Below are 14,804 nucleotides of genomic sequence, written 5' to 3'. Positions count from 1 at the left end.
GAATGAATAACTTATATATACCTCCTGTAGTAAAAAACCTGCTGATCATCAATGTGCTGTTCTTTGCGGCTAAGTATGTATTCAGTAATATCGGTGTAGATCTTTCGGAGCACCTTGGCGCTTTTTATGTTGATTCTCCGTTTTTCAGGGTATGGCAGCTGGTTACTTATATGTTCATGCATGGCGACATGTCGCATATCTTTTTCAATATGTTTGCGCTGTTTATGTTTGGCGGTGTGCTGGAGCAGCGCTGGGGGCAGAAGCGTTTCCTGAACTTTTATCTGATTACCGGTCTGGGTGCCGTGGCCCTGCAAATGGGTGTACAGGCTGTAGAAGTTTATGAACTGACCGGATCCGTCATGGGAATTCCTATTACCGACCTCACACGTGAGGGAGGCTATCTTCAGGGTAATATCAATGTGCCCGGAATCACCCGCGACCAGGGTACCACATTGCTCGGCATTTATGGCGCGCCTATGGTAGGTGCTTCAGGCGCTATATTCGGTTTACTGGTAGCCTTTGGCATGCTTTTTCCAAACACCCGCATGTTTGTGCTGTTTATACCTGTACCCATCAAAGCGAAATATCTGATACCCGTTTATATCCTCCTGGAAATGAGTTTGGGTGTTGCCAAGATACCGGGCGACTCGGTTGCGCACTATGCGCACCTTGGGGGCGCTTTGCTTGGATTCATCCTGGTCAAACTTTGGAAGGACAAAAACAACGACAGGTTTTATAACTACTATGAATAGTTTTTTTAGAGATATCAGCTACAAGGTTTTTAAGTCAGGAGATCCGGTATACCTATATATCGGCATCAATGCCTTTATTTTCATAGCCATGGGCCTGGTCAGCGTTATCCTGTTCTTGTCGGGGCAGCAGGCCGGCTTTCAGGATCAGGTGTTTGCATATGTAGGCTTCCCTGCCGACCTGAACAAGCTGCCGTTCCGCTTCTATACTTTGCTTACCTACCAGTTTTTTCACGAAGGCCTGCTCCACATCCTGTTCAACATGCTATGGCTTTTCTGGATGGGACGCATTTTTCTCGATTTTCTTAAAGCCAGGCAATTTCATTTTGTCTACCTGGGCGGAGGTTTCGCAGGTGCGTTGGTGTACCTGCTTGCTTTTAATATTTTCCCGGTGTTTATGGGTAGCGTGTCTAACGGATTCGTTATCGGCTCTTCAGCGGCAGTGATGGCAATTATCGTTGGAACTGCGACGCTATTGCCCGATTATAGTATGCGTCTTCTGCTTTTTGGCGACGTAAAACTGAAATATCTGGCCGCAGGATATGTGGTGCTCGACATGATCAGTCTGGCTTCGGCAAATGCTGGCGGCAGCTTTGCCCACCTCGGCGGCGGCCTTTTCGGCTTTGTCTTTATACGCATGCTTAGGGCGGGTACCGACTGGAGCAGCATGTTCAAGCGCAAACCCAAACTTCGTGTAGTACATAAAGATGCCAAGGTACGATCGCAAAAAAGTCAGACCCAGGAGGTGGACCAAAGACAAATAGACGCTATCTTAGATAAAATTTCTCAATCGGGATACGACAAACTGAGCAAAGAAGAAAAGGAGATCCTGTTTAAAGCAAGTAAGCATTAAGCATGAAGAGAAGAAGAACGTCTAAAACAACATTTTTCGACAGATTGATGCAGCTGCTTGCGCTTGGGCTGGCTATTGCGCTGATACTTGGCTTCACAGCAGGCAGATTTGATCCGCGTGAATATCCTTATATCGCTTTTTTTGGCCTGGCATACCCGTTTGTGCTGCTGCTGAATATATTGATGCTGGTTTGGTGGACGATACGGAGTAAGCTAATTCTAGCGGGCTCTACGCTGGTCCTGATCCTGATCGGCTGGCAGGCCTTAAATGCCAGTGTAGGTATTTTTGGCGAGGCTGGGGAAGGCGCTAAAGGCGACAGCTCGCACATCCGTATGATGACTTACAACGTGCACAGCTTCAGTCCCTACGGTGAAAAAGCGATCGAATCCGCTAAAGAGCAGATGCTTGATGTCATAGAGCAGGAGAACCCCGATATCATCTGTTTCCAGGAATACTTCACACGAAGGAAGGGGCCGTTCGACATTACCGACAGTTTGAAAAGGTTGCTGCAAACCTCACATTACTATTTCGTGCCTACATCGGAAAACAGCTATGAGGGCACCGGTCTGGCTATTTTCTCCAAGTATCCTATCAAAGACAAGGGCCATATCGTTTTTGGGGAGAACCATAGTGGCAACACAAGCATTTATGCGGATCTGGATATCGGGAGCCAGGTTGTACGCGTGTACAACGTACACCTGCAGTCTATCTCTTTCCGCGAGCAGGATTATGCTTATATAGACGAAGTCAAAAAAAAGATGAACGCCAACCTGACACCGTCCAGGCGGATACTAGGCTTGCTTAAACGCGCCTTTATTAAACGCAGTCATCAGGTCGACGTCATGAAAGCCCATATGGAAACCTGCCAGACTCCTTTAATTATTGCAGGTGATTTCAATGATACCCCTGCCTCCTATGCAGTTACACAGCTTACCAGGTCGCTCAACAATACATTCATGGAAAAGGGTACCGGTCTGGGCCGCACCTACAACGGCAAATTCCCGAACTTTCAGATCGACTATATCGCTGCCAGCAAAGCGTTGGAAGTTGTCAACTACCGTATCATACCAGCTAAATTATCAGATCACTTCCCCGTTCGGAGCGACCTGAAGTTAAACCCCTAAAATTTTTACCTTTGCACGATGAACACAGGCTTGCATCTATATAATACGCTTACCCGTCAGAAAGAACCTTTCCAGCCGCTGAATCCGCCCAATGTGGGCATGTATGTTTGCGGTCCGACTGTTTACAGCGATGTGCATCTCGGCAATTGCCGCACCTTTATCTCCTTCGACCTGATTTACAGGTACCTGAAATACAGCGGATACAAGGTCAGGTACGTCCGCAACATCACCGATGCAGGTCACCTGGAAGGCGACCGCGACGAGGGGGATGACAAGTTTGCAAAAAGGGCCAAACTCGAACAGCTTGAGCCCATGGAGATCGTTCAGAAGTACACCATAGGATTTCACGATGTAATGCGGATGTTCAATACACTGCCGCCAAGCATAGAGCCTACGGCCACCGGGCATATCCTCGAGCAGATTGAAATGATTAAGGAGATCATGGGCAACGGCTACGCCTATGAGGTTAACGGAACGGTGTACTTTGATGTTGAGAAATACAGCAGGGAGTATAACTACACCATCCTGACCAACAGGAACCTGGAAGATATGCTTGCCAATACACGTGAGCTTGGCGGACAGGACGAGAAACGCGGGCGACTTGATTTCGCACTATGGATCAAGGCGAAGCCTGAAACCATTATGCGCTGGCCTTCGCCATGGGGTGTAGGTTTCCCGGGATGGCATATTGAGTGCTCGGCCATGAGTGCCAAATATCTGGGTGAGGAGTTTGATATCCACGGCGGCGGTATGGACCTGGCTGCTACACATCATACCAACGAGATCGCACAGAGCGAAGCCTGCAGTCATAAACAGCCGGCGAGATATTGGATGCATACCAATATGCTTACTGTAAACGGCACACGCATGTCCAAATCTGCCGGCAACGGTTTCTTACCGCTGGAGCTTTTTACAGGCAGTCACCCTTTGCTAAAAAAAGGTTTCAGTCCGATGACGGTGAAGTTCTTTATGCTTCAGGCGCACTATCGGAGCACGCTTGATTTTTCTAACGAAGCCCTGGAAGCTTCGGAAAAAGGATTCCGCAGGTTAATGAACGCTGTAGGTCTGCTGCCTAAACTTAGGGCCTCGGAACATAGTGATTTTGAGATCGGCCCTATTGCGGAGAACTGCGTGAAGGCGATGGACGACGATATCAACAGTCCGGTGGTGATAGCTGAGTTATTTGAAGCTGTGCGTATCATTAATGTTATTCACGATGGTAAGGGCACGATAAATGCAGAAGAGCTGGGTAAACTAACAAAGCTGATGCATGACTTTGTGTTTGAGGTATTTGGCCTTAAGGATGAGGACGCATCTAACGTTGAACTGAATGCTGTGCTGGATCTGGTTATTGATATCCGCAGAAGTGCCAAGGAGAATAAGGACTACGCCACATCCGATAAAATACGTGTTGGGTTGCAGGAAATGGGCATACAGCTAAAAGACAGTAAAGAAGGGACAACCTGGAGTAAAGCATAAGATCCGCAAGAATAATGAATATAAATTTGAACAAAGCAAGACTTAAACATAACATAATGAACAAACTATTTTGTACTGTAATTGCAGCATCTGTAACACTTGGCGCTTTTGCGCAGAAATCTGATGGTACAACCAAGTCGTTGGTGAAAGCCGAAACGGACTTTGCAGAGAAACTCGCCAAGACCGGCGCCAGGACTGCTTACAATACTTATGCAAATAGCAAGACGCTGGTTTTTCGTCCCAACCCGGTGAGCGCTTCCACGTACTATGCAACCCAGGACAACAGCAAAGACATCAGCTGGAACCCTGTTTACGCGCGTGTGTCGCGGAGCGGCGACTGGGGTTTCACCACCGGACCATATGTGGATCAGGGTCAGGAGACAAGCTATGGCCAATATCTTTCGGTCTGGAAAGCCTCAGATAATAAATGGCAGCTTTTTCTGGATGCAGGGGTTCCGCACAATAAGCCGCTGAACAAAGTGAGCACGTCATTCCCTGAGCCAAAAGATCACTATAAGCCCCAGTTCCTGAACGATAAACAACGGGAAGCTGGTTTAAATATCATTACAACAACCGAAACAACGTTAAACGCGACGCTCAAATCTTACGGCGTAGCAGCATTTTCAGGTTTTATTAACCCTGATGTAAGGATTCTGTTCCCAGGTTATGAGCCGATCATCGGGAAAGACAAGGCGCTGGCTTTCTTTAACAGCATGTTTTCTAAAGTTACGCTGAAAACTACAGGCGCCGATAAAGCCGACGGGGGCGACCTGGCCTGTACGTACGGACTGGTGGCGGTCGACTACAAGGCTGATCTGCGTGAGAGTTTCAATTACATTTTTGTATACGAACGTCAGGCCGATCATAACTGGAACCTGATTGCTATGGTGTTCGCTCCGGCAGAACGCTAGCACAGCAACCAACAAAAACATCATCCCTATGAAAACAAATTCCCTGATCATTCTCCTGGCATTTCTGTTGAATGTCCATGCGTCGGGCCAGAAGGTCGACCTGCAGGGCAACCGTGGTGCCAGGGGAATTATGCCCGAAAATACCGTTGAAGGTATGCTGCGGGCGCTCGACCTCGGCGTCACGACCCTGGTGATGAATGTGGTGATCACCAGGGACAAGCAGGTGGTCCTTTCGCAGGAGCCCTACTTTAATCACGAGTTTTCACTCAAGCCCGACGGTAAACCGATCAGCCTGAAAGAGCAGAAGGACTTTAACATCTATAAGATGGATTACGCCGAGGTCAGCAAGTTTGACATCGGAAGTAAGATCCACCCACGCTTTCCGGCGCAGCAGAAATACCGGGCCCATAAGCCGCTTCTCAGCGAAACTGTTGCTGCTGTAGAGGCTTATGCAAAGAAAAGGAAACTCAAAAAGCCTGCTTACAGTATAGAGATCAAAACGATCCCTAAGGGCGATAAGGAGTTTCATCCCGAGCCGGATGAGTTTACTGATCTGGTGATGAATGTCGTGAACGAACAGAAGATCGTTAAGCGTGCTACCCTGCAGTCGTTTGATACCCGTGTGCTGCAGTACCTGCACAGCGCCTATCCAAAGATCCGTACGGGGCTGTTGGTCGACGAAAAAGTTGATTTTGAAGCGAGCCTTGCAGAGCTGGGTTTTACTCCCGCGGTATATAGTCCATACCATGTGCTCGTCGGCAAAGGACTCATAGATCGCTGCCACAAAGCCGGCGTAAAGGTTATTCCGTGGACAGTTAATTCCGCTAAGGACATGGCTTACCTGCTTGGTCTGGGTGTAGACGGGCTGGTTACCGACTATCCAAACCTGTACGCAACGCTGGACGGCCGCTAAGAAACATAAGACTAGTAAAGATTTCTGATAAGTTGTTCTACCGAGAGGCCTTCAGCTTCTGCGCGGTAGTTCCTTACAATACGATGTCTGAGGATAGGCTCGGCCACAGCCTGCACATCTTCAATATCGGGCGAATATTTTCCAGATACCGCAGCATGACATTTAGCTCCGATCACCAAAAACTGCGATGCCCGTGGTCCGGCGCCCCAGCCTACATACTGGTTTACTTCTGCGGTGGCCATGGCCGTGTTGGGCCGGGTTTTGCTTACCAGCTTTACCGCATATTCAATTACATTGTCGGTCACCGGAATATTCCTGACCAGCTTTTGAAAATACTGGATCTGGGCTGCCGTAATGACCTTTTTCAGTGCTGTCTCCCGGTTTACCGTCGTGTTCTTCACGATCTGGAGTTCATCGGCATATTCGGGATAAGTCAGATGAACATTGAACATAAAGCGATCCAGCTGAGCCTCAGGCAGGGGATAGGTCCCTTCTTGTTCTATAGGATTCTGCGTAGCGAGAACAAAAAAAGGATTCGGAAGCGGGTGGCGAATGCCGGCGGCGGTAACTGCTTTCTCCTGCATGGCTTCCAGCAGGGCTGCCTGGGTTTTAGGAGGCGTACGGTTAACCTCGTCGGCCAGTATGATGTTTGAAAATACAGGTCCTGGCATAAACTTAAACGTGCGGTCTTCGCCGAGAATCTCTGCACCAATAATATCACTGGGCATCAGGTCAGGCGTAAACTGAATACGGTTGAACGCCAGGTCCATCACATTTGCGACCGTCTGCACAAGTAGGGTTTTGGCTAGTCCCGGTACCCCAACCAGCAGGCAGTGCCCATTGCTGAATATGGAGATAATCACCGACTTGATCACCTCGTCCTGGCCTATAACGACCTTGCCGATCTCATTTTTGATGTCCCGGTAAGCCTGGTGCAGCGCGTCTACCGCCTTTATGTCGTTTTCAAACTGCATGCAGGCTATTTCGTCGCTGTCACACCCCTTGTCCAGATCTTCAGTTCGTCGCAAGCGGCATATTCCTCATCGATCTTGATGAACATGCTTTCCCTTCTTTTTTCAAACCATTCGCTCAGCGTACGGTTGATCTTGTCTTGTTGTGCACGCTCCTTAAACTTGGTGTAGTCCTGTTCAAGGTTGCCTTTATGCGGCGGGATTTTTGACTTCAAATACAGGATTTTGTAGCTCTCCGTTCCGTCAGGTTCCGTAAAACGGACCGGGGCAGAATAAGATCCCACCTTCATGGTGTCTACAACCAGGAATACTTTTGGATCCAGCTTGTCAGCAGGAATAAAAGTGGTGCGCGCAGTCACATCATCTGCATAAAGCAGCATACCGCCATTGTATTGAGATTCTTTATTGTCTGAATAGCGTGAAGCAGCTGCAGAGAACGGGATTACTTTGTTGACGATATTCTTGAAAATTGTATCGGCGTGAAGCCTGGTACGCTCCATGCTCTCGGGTGTAATCTGTGGTCTTACCAGGATATGTCTCGCACGCACCTGTTCACCACGACGTTCAATAACCTGCAGGATATGGTAACCATGCTCTGATTCAAAAACGGGCGACATCTCACCAGCTTTCAGTTTAAAAGCCCATGCCGTAAACTCTTTTACCATCCTTTTCCGGTCAAAGAAGCCAAGGTCACCGCCGTCAGACGCTGATCCGGTATCTTCCGAATAGGTTCTTGCAAGAAAGCCGAAGTCCTCTCCGCTTTTAACCCTAAGACGAAGGGCATCGATTTTGTCATAGAAGCGCTGCTTTTCCTCCCGGGTCAGCTTTGGTTTCAGCACAATTTCCCCAACTTCAAACTCTGTAGGGATATCAGGCAAGCTGTCCTTCGGATAGCTGTCAAAGTATTTTTTAACCTCAAGCGGGGTGACGTTCACATTCTCCGTGATCTTCTGCTGCATCTTCATCGAGATAAGCTGCTCCCTGATCTCCGGTCTGATCTCGTCCTTATACTGAAGTACCGAGCGGTTCAGGAACTGTTCCAGTCTTTCTTCACCCCCGGCCCTGTTGATCATGGCACGCATACGTTTGTCAACCTCTTCGTCAACCATACCTTCCTCAACGTATACCGAGTCGATCTCCGCCTGTTGTTTCAGTAATTTCTGCGTAAGCATCTGTTGCAGAAACATGCATTTGACCCGTGGATCGTCCGGATTCCCGGAATGTAAATACTGGGCATATTGCTGATTGAGGTCGGATAAAAGAATGATGTTACTGCCAAGTACCGCCACAACCTTATCTACGCTTTTGTCCTGTGCAAAGCCCTGAAAAAACAGGCCGACCAGCGTACTCATTATAAAAAAAGATCTCTTCATTTAGACTTGTTCAAATAAACTGCGCTGCAAATTTACGATATCCCCGCTACTTTCCACAGGCAGAATACTAAGGTGTAATTTTTAAGCCATAAAAATAGCAAATAAAGGTGCCATTGAGAGATATTTAACTAATTTTAACAGAAAACTTATATTCCGTATCTACACCATGTCAAACCCGCTTGCAGTCAATCCAGATGCACTTCATTTATTCTTTACGGACGACATCTACATGGTCAGCCAGCCCTCCGCGCCGATCGCGCCGGACGACAAACCGGAGCCGCCTCCTGTATTTAATTTTGAATACCTTGGGGGCAATAAGCGAAATATCCTGATCCTCGTGTACGACGAGGAGTATGACGTAAGCAGTGAGACCGGCCGTGAACTGCTTCGCAAGATCGTAAAGTCGGTAAACCTGGCCACACCCGATTTTGCCCTGCTGAACTACGCCCGGTATAAAAACGCAGATTATGAAGCGCTCGGCGCGTTTTTCGATCCTAAATTTTTCTTCGCGTTTGGGGTAACACCGGCAATGCTTCGTCTGCCGACCGCTCCTGCCAGGTATCAGCTGACTTCGGAAGGGAATGTCCGCCTGATCTTTTCGGCTGGCCTTAAGGAGCTCGACCAGGATCCTGCCTCCAAGAAGCTGTTGTGGAACACCCTCAAAACTTTAGAATTTTAACATGACCATACCAAAACTGGTTTTTGCAACCAACAATCAATACAAAGTGCAGGAAGTACAGCACCTGCTTGAAGGGGTATATACCGTGCTAAGTTTAAGCGATATCGGCTGTAACGAAGATATTCCCGAAACGGGCAGCACTTTTGCGGAAAACGCAGCACTCAAAACTGCCTATGTTTCCGGTAAGCTGGGGCTCGACTGCTTTGCGGATGACAGCGGACTGGAAATAGCCGCGCTGAATGACGAGCCGGGCATTTTTTCGGCAAGGTATTCCGGCACGCGTGACGTCCAGAAGAACATCGAACTTGTGCTCGAAAAGATGAAGGGGATGGGCGACCGCCGCGCACGGTTTAAAACGGTGATTTCCTTAAAGCTGGGTGCTCAGGATTACCTGTTTGAAGGCGTCATCAACGGACGGATCAGAGAGGCTCCGGCAGGTTCACAGGGTTTTGGTTACGATCCCATCTTTGAACCGGAAGGATATAGCCACACCTTCGCTGAAATGTCCGTGTCGGAGAAGAACTCGATCAGTCACCGTGCACAGGCCATGCAAAAACTTATTGCTTTTTTAAAGGGGGCTTAGCCGGAGCAGCTTTTTCCGATGGAGCATTTTCTCCGCCCGGTTTAGGTTTGGGAGGCGCTGCTTTCTTTGCGGCCGGTTTTGCAGCAGTTTTCGATTTGCCCCTTATGACCTCCTGTTTGGATAGCGGCCTGAGTTCAGGCTTCCATATAAATCCCGTGAGAAAAATGTCCTCCTTCATCTCCTTAACCGGCATACTCAGGCCTTCGGCGTCCTTGATGGTGAGCAGATCCTGGATTTCCTTGTTCTTGAACAATATCTTGATGCGGGCACTCACGGTCTGACTCATGTCGGTATACACACTGTCCTTATTCCGGCTGTAATACACACTTTCGGCATTACCGTCCACAAACATATTGCGCAGCTCCCCGTCGTTGAAGAATGCGGTGATCAGTTTGCCCTTGATCTGATTGTGTTTGGCCGAATCGGCGTTGACATTTACCAGGAAAGCGTTTTCCAAGACCTGCAGGGTATTCAGCTTGTTGTTCTTCAGCCGCAGATACAGCGTGTCGCCCGCCTGCTGAGAGCCTTGCGACCATAGTATGGGCTTTCCGAACCAGCGCAGGGTAGAGTCGGCGCTTGCGTAAAACAAGGAGTCGGCCACGGCCTGCATGTTCGATTTATATACCCTCACATTGCTGTAGGCTTTAATAGTTCGCGTCAGAATGGTATCTGCCGGGTTCACCACCGAATCTTTAGGAAGCTTCAGGGCACCCACCTTTAAAGCACCACCTTTGGCCGTCACGCTGTCTTTCGTAAGGCTATCCTTTTTCAGACTGTCCGGACCTCTTAACTTCAGAAGGCTATCGGCTGCGACACTGTCCCTCAACTTCGTGATTTTCAGCACGCTGTCTTTGGCTAAACTATCCCTCGTCACACTGTCGGGCACCGCCAGTGGCACCTTATCTTTATTCTTTGCGGCCTGCCTGCGTGCGGCGCGACTATTGGATTTTGGCAGGGCCTTAGGTTTTTGTACCTGGGGGAGTGGTTTGCTCTTAGGGCTGGCCGGTGCTTTGCGTTTAGGCGGGGTCTCGCGTTCCTCATCGCTGCCCGCCTCGCCCAGCTCATTGTCTTTTTTCAGCACAGGAAAAGACAATAACTTCAGCGTTCCCTGTCTCACTTTTTGAGTCTCCAGCGTATCCGCACCCAGCCAGATGGTATCCGGCACCATCTTTTTATTAAGCGCTATAGAATCCTTGGTGCCCATGCCTACATAGGCATTACGTGTCACCACCGCGCGTTCATCGGCCTTGTAATAATACCCTAACTGCCCATATAACACGGTCTTGTCGCTCGTATCCTGAAACACGATATTCCTTACCGCCTTGCCATAGCCCTTAATGCCGTCGTAGTACAAACTATCACCTTTCAGTGACTTCGCCGCATTGGTGTACAAGTTTCGTTTGCCGAAGTAGGCATACTCTGTCTTTGTGTTGTAAGCACCGTTTTCGGTATACAGGTTATCGCCTTTGCCTTTGATATTCGTCGGACCGTAAAAATAAGCCCAGTTGGTCGCCGTATTATAGCGAAGGGTATCTGAAGTGATACGCACCTCAGGCGTCACGACCACCACATTGTACTTAAAATATGCGTCTCGGGTGTTAGAGAAGTAATATCCATTAGTGCTTGTAAGTGTGACATCTTTGTTAACAATTTTGCCGCCGTTTGTATAGGTGCCGATTTTTGTGTCAAGGCGATAATCCAGAATGTTTGTTGTAAGCACCGACTCCTTGTCTACCATCCGCACATTATCGGTCAGGTGGGCATTTTTCGTATTGCCGTCATAGGTCAGGTAATCCGAATAGATGTTGATCGTGTCGCCCTGTACAATGTGCACGTTGCGGTAGGCCTCAAACACGTTGCGCTCAGGGTAAAATACTGCGCTGTCGCAGCTTAGGGTAGCATTTACATGGCGGAAAACCGGCTTGCGCAAATACGTGATGTCATTATCGGTGGTGCCACGCTCAGAAAACTGTAAGATGATCTTTGTTTTCTGCTGCGCAAGCATGCAAAATGGTAGGAGCAATAAGATAAAGAAAAAGCGTATTTTCTGCACTTTACAAAGTTAACTGTTATTTTTGAAAGATGTTACCCCACCAGGATTTTAAACAATACATCAGTTCTGAAGCACTTTTTTCGCCCCCCGAGCGCATACTGCTCGCCGTGAGCGGAGGCAAGGATTCCGTACTGATGGCCCATCTGTTTAAACATGCTGATTTCAACTTCGGTATAGCGCATTGCAACTTTAACCTGCGGTCCGACGAGTCGCAGCGCGACGAGCATTTCGTCAGGATGCTTGCCGCTACCCTGGAAGTTCCGTTCTTTGTAACGCAGTTCTCTACCAAAGCGTATGCAGCCGAGCATAAAATATCTACCCAGATGGCCGCGCGATCGCTTCGCTATCAATGGTTTGAAGAACTCAGGCAGGCGGAAGGGTACGACTATGTAGCACTTGCGCATCATCAGGACGATGCCATGGAAACCGTTTTGCTTAACCTGACGCGAGGCACCGGCATTGCCGGTCTGCACGGGATCCAGGCAAAGCGGAACCGGCTGATCCGGCCCATGCTGTTCTTAAACAGGGCGCAGATCGACAGCATTATGGAAGAAGCGGGCATTGCCCATGTGGAGGATAGCTCAAATCAGGCCGACAACTACGCAAGGAACCGCATCAGGCATCACGTTGTTCCGGTTTTAAAATCCATCAATCCCAAGCTGGAGCACACCTTCCAGCAAAACATGAGGCGTTTTGCGGAAACAGAGGAGGTCCTGCAGCAGGTGGTAGAGGTCTTTAAAAAAGAGATCTTTGCATACTCCGGTGCGCAGGTGAGTATGGCGCTCGATAGGATTGCCGATCTGAAGCCCAAGCAGTTGCTGTTATTTGAGCTGCTACGGCCCTATGGCTTCACGGAAAGTGTGGTGGCTGATCTGATCAGTTCCCTGAATCATCCGCATACCGGCGCGTCTTTTTATGGGGCAGGGTATGTGCTGGTGGTCGACCGCGACCGCCTGATCCTGGAGCCTATGCCTTCTGCAGAACCAACGGTCACCTTTATTCACGCGCATGACACGGAGGTGAGCTATCTTGAGCGGGTGATCAGCATGCAGACCTATCCATATGGATGCATTGAGCGTGATGAAAACGCGGCCTCGGTTGATGCAGGCAAACTGATCTATCCGTTGGTGCTCCGCAGCTGGCAGCAGGGCGATCGGTTCAAACCACTTGGCTTAACGGGTTTTAAAAAGCTGAGTGACTTTTTTATTTCCCAAAAAATTCCACTCACGCAAAAGGCAGGCGTGCCGCTGCTTGTAAACGGCAACGGAGAGATCATCTGGGTAGCGGGCTACAGGCAGGACGACCGTTTTAAGGTGGTGGCTCATACGCGTCAGACTATCGTATTCAGGCTTAATGATTAGGAAGCCGATAAAAAAAGCTAACTTTATGCAAAATTAAATTAAATGGCACACCGTTACGCTTTCTTCGAGAAACAGTACGTGGGGCGCGACTATATCCGTACCTGCATCCGGCTTATTATGGCCGCCTTCTGTTTCGCTGCCTATGTTTATGAGCGCGATAGGGACCGTACCCAGGATCTTTTCCTGGTTGTTGGGTTCGGCATCATCGGAGTATCTATTGCGCTGATGTTCGTGATACATTATAAAACCACGATAGGCGATAATCAGCTCACGATTTCCGGCTTATGGCCTACTAAGAAGGTGGTGATAGATCTGGATACGATCGTTAACGTACGTAAAGACACCTACAGCCGGTATTTTTTCAATAATCCAGTTTACAACCTGCACCGTAAAGGCAGCCTGCGTTTTTATTCTTCCGGCAAGGACGCGGTGGTACTTACGGATGCCACCGGTTTTGAATACTATATAGGTACCCAGCGGCCCAATGAGATGTTTCTGGTGATTCAGTCGGAGATCGAAAAGCACGCCAAAAGCTGAGGTAAATAATTGCATTAGTTTAACACAAAGCTCGTTTTAAGTGCAGTACTTTGCGTCGTAAAATCACGTGAATGAAAATAGGGATTGTATGTTACCCCACCTTTGGCGGTAGCGGCGTTGTCGCAACGGAACTGGGTAAGGCTCTTGCTGGTGAAGGACATCAGGTACATTTTATTACATACAGTCAGCCAGCGCGGCTCGATTTTTTTTCAGCAAATCTTTTTTACCACGAAGTTTCGGTCCGCGATTATCCGCTGTTCGATTACGCACCCTATGAGTCGGCCCTGGCCAGTAAGCTGGTCGACGTGGTCCGCTTCGAGAACCTGGACATTTTGCACGTGCATTACGCCATCCCTCATGCTTCGGCGGCTTTTATGGCCAAGCAGATCCTGGAAACGTATGGCATCAACATTCCTATCGTAACCACCCTGCACGGTACCGACATCACCCTTGTAGGCAAAGACCCTACCTATAAGCCGGTGGTGACCTTCTCGATCAACAAATCGGACGGTGTAACCGCCGTCTCGCAAAGTCTGAAAGACGATACACACCAGCATTTCGAAATTAATACCGAAATCCGCGTTATCCACAACTTCATCGATTTTTCCAGGTTCAGCTTAAAGCCAAAGGACCATTTCAAAAAGGCTATCGCGCCAAATAATGAACGCATACTCATCCATACCTCCAATTTCAGGAAGGTAAAGCGTACGGCGGATGTGATACGTATGTTTGAGAAGATACTGGCTAAAGTGCCCTCTAAATTGCTTATGGTGGGCGACGGACCGGAACGCGCATATGATGAACAGCTTTGCCGCAGCCTGAACATTGGCGAACACGTGCGTTTTCTTGGCAAACAGGATGCTATAGAAGAGATTTTATCGGTGTCGGATCTTTTCCTGATGCCTTCTGAATCTGAGAGCTTTGGTTTGGCAGCACTCGAAGCACTGGCCTGTAAGGTTCCAGCCATTACCTCGAATGCAGGTGGTTTACCCGAACTCAATATTGACGGGTACTGCGGATATATGAGCAGCGTGGGCGATGTAGATGATATGGCCGCGAAAGCCATTAGTATACTTGAAAACGACGATGTCCTAAAGCAGTTTAAAGAAAATGCTTTTGCCCGGGCCAAGGAGTTTGACCTGAAAAAGATACTTCCGAGATACGTGGAATATTATGCGCAGGTGATTGCCGAATCACATCAGCTGAAAAACGCTTAGG

At 48.7% G+C, this 14,804-nt stretch carries 14 protein-coding genes; 11 read left to right on the top strand and 3 right to left on the bottom strand.

The features are described from left to right. Positions 1-2 precede the first annotated feature (2 nt). Genes J3P40_RS00630 through J3P40_RS00605 form a run of 6 tightly spaced genes read left to right on the top strand, consistent with a single transcriptional unit; the run spans position 3 to position 6,029 of the window. A complete protein-coding gene (locus J3P40_RS00630; RefSeq protein ID WP_256001917.1) occupies positions 3-752 on the top strand; it encodes a rhomboid family intramembrane serine protease in 750 nt (249 codons plus the stop codon). Next, positions 745-1,602 (top strand): rhomboid family intramembrane serine protease, encoded by an 858-nt coding sequence (locus J3P40_RS00625; protein WP_256001916.1) that lies wholly within the window; start codon positions 745-747, stop codon positions 1,600-1,602. The genes J3P40_RS00630 and J3P40_RS00625 overlap by 8 nt, the downstream gene beginning before the upstream one ends. Positions 1,603-1,604: 2 nt before the next feature. Beyond that, complete coding sequence (locus J3P40_RS00620; RefSeq protein WP_256001915.1) at positions 1,605-2,726, top strand: endonuclease/exonuclease/phosphatase family protein; 1,122 nt, start codon at positions 1,605-1,607, stop codon at positions 2,724-2,726. Positions 2,727-2,744: 18 nt separating this feature from the next. Then, a complete protein-coding gene (cysS, locus tag J3P40_RS00615) occupies positions 2,745-4,205 on the top strand; it encodes a cysteine--tRNA ligase (RefSeq protein WP_256001914.1) in 1,461 nt (486 codons plus the stop codon). Between the two features lie 56 nt (positions 4,206-4,261). After that, complete coding sequence (locus J3P40_RS00610) at positions 4,262-5,116, top strand: DUF4440 domain-containing protein (protein ID WP_256001913.1); 855 nt, start codon at positions 4,262-4,264, stop codon at positions 5,114-5,116. A 28-nt stretch (positions 5,117-5,144) separates the two neighbouring features. Beyond that, complete coding sequence (locus J3P40_RS00605; protein WP_256001912.1) at positions 5,145-6,029, top strand: glycerophosphodiester phosphodiesterase family protein; 885 nt, start codon at positions 5,145-5,147, stop codon at positions 6,027-6,029. 11 nt (positions 6,030-6,040) lie between these two features. Here the strand turns inward: J3P40_RS00605 and J3P40_RS00600 are convergent, their stop codons facing one another. Both J3P40_RS00600 and J3P40_RS00595 read right to left on the bottom strand, forming a co-directional pair. Further along, complete coding sequence (locus J3P40_RS00600) at positions 6,041-7,003, bottom strand: AAA family ATPase (RefSeq protein ID WP_256001911.1); 963 nt, start codon at positions 7,001-7,003, stop codon at positions 6,041-6,043. Between the two features lie 5 nt (positions 7,004-7,008). Then, the gene (locus J3P40_RS00595; protein ID WP_256001910.1) at positions 7,009-8,373 is read right to left on the bottom strand and encodes a peptidylprolyl isomerase; all 1,365 of its coding nucleotides are present in this window, start codon (positions 8,371-8,373) and stop codon (positions 7,009-7,011) included. Between the two features lie 166 nt (positions 8,374-8,539). On the opposite strand from J3P40_RS00595, the gene J3P40_RS00590 reads away from it, so the two are divergent. After that, the gene (locus J3P40_RS00590; RefSeq protein WP_256001909.1) at positions 8,540-9,052 is read left to right on the top strand and encodes a hypothetical protein; all 513 of its coding nucleotides are present in this window, start codon (positions 8,540-8,542) and stop codon (positions 9,050-9,052) included. 7 nt (positions 9,053-9,059) lie between these two features. After that, positions 9,060-9,635, top strand: a complete 576-nt coding sequence (gene rdgB / locus J3P40_RS00585) for an RdgB/HAM1 family non-canonical purine NTP pyrophosphatase (RefSeq protein WP_256007039.1) — start codon at positions 9,060-9,062, stop codon at positions 9,633-9,635. On the opposite strand, the gene J3P40_RS00580 is transcribed toward rdgB, so the two are convergent. After that, complete coding sequence (locus J3P40_RS00580) at positions 9,610-11,640, bottom strand: OstA-like protein (protein WP_256001908.1); 2,031 nt, start codon at positions 11,638-11,640, stop codon at positions 9,610-9,612. The genes rdgB and J3P40_RS00580 overlap by 26 nt on opposite strands. A 77-nt stretch (positions 11,641-11,717) precedes the next feature. Here J3P40_RS00580 and tilS point away from each other — a divergent pair, with 77 nt between their 5' ends. The 3 genes from tilS (at position 11,718) to bshA (ending at position 14,803) form a co-directional block, all read left to right on the top strand. Then, positions 11,718-13,049: a tRNA lysidine(34) synthetase TilS gene (gene tilS, locus J3P40_RS00575; RefSeq protein ID WP_256001907.1), complete on the top strand. Its 1,332-nt coding sequence runs from the start codon at positions 11,718-11,720 to the stop codon at positions 13,047-13,049. A gap of 42 nt (positions 13,050-13,091) precedes the next feature. Beyond that, positions 13,092-13,586: a hypothetical protein gene (locus J3P40_RS00570; protein ID WP_256001906.1), complete on the top strand. Its 495-nt coding sequence runs from the start codon at positions 13,092-13,094 to the stop codon at positions 13,584-13,586. 71 nt (positions 13,587-13,657) lie between these two features. Beyond that, complete coding sequence (bshA, locus tag J3P40_RS00565; RefSeq protein WP_256001905.1) at positions 13,658-14,803, top strand: N-acetyl-alpha-D-glucosaminyl L-malate synthase BshA; 1,146 nt, start codon at positions 13,658-13,660, stop codon at positions 14,801-14,803. Position 14,804: the final 1 nt, after the last annotated feature.

This window comes from Pedobacter deserti (assembly GCF_024436415.1).
In the GTDB taxonomy this organism is placed as follows: Bacteria; Bacteroidota; Bacteroidia; order Sphingobacteriales; family Sphingobacteriaceae; genus Pedobacter; species Pedobacter faecalis.
Note: the sequence above shows the minus strand (reverse complement) of the source record. Positions and strands in the feature narration are given on the sequence as shown.